Source organism: Kocuria sp. KH4 (genome assembly GCF_053711175.1).
On record NZ_JBSJYX010000067.1, the window covers coordinates 1 to 415 of the forward strand.

The window sequence follows — 415 nt, forward strand, 5'->3', positions numbered from 1 at the left end:
GCTTCATACAGCATGTTTTTCATGGAGTTTAATTTGATCGCCATGTGGGCGAATTTTTCCTGAATCAACTGGAAACGACCAATAGCCTCGCCAAACTGCACGCGCTGGTTGGCGTAGCGCGCCGCATCTTCAAAGGCGCACATCGCCGTACCGTAGTTGGTCAGGGCTACCAGGAAACGTTCATGGTCGAACTCTTCTTTGACGCGGTTAAAGCCGTTACCTTCCCGACCGAACATGTCTTTCTCGTCCAGTTCCACATCGTCAAAGGTGATTTCACAGCAGCTATCCATACGCAGACCGAGCTTCTCAAGTTTGGTCACTTTGATGCCCGGTTTGCTCATATCAACAAACCATTCGGTGTAGACTGGTTTGTCCGGAGAAGCCCCGTCGCGCGCCATCACCACGATGTACGGGG

At 51.8% G+C, this 415-nt stretch carries 1 protein-coding gene; it reads right to left on the reverse strand.

All coding sequences use genetic code 11. From position 1 onward, the window contains the following. On the reverse strand, positions 1-415 hold a 415-nt coding region (locus tag ACWCOM_RS18510), incomplete at both ends, for an acyl-CoA dehydrogenase family protein (protein ID WP_454550207.1).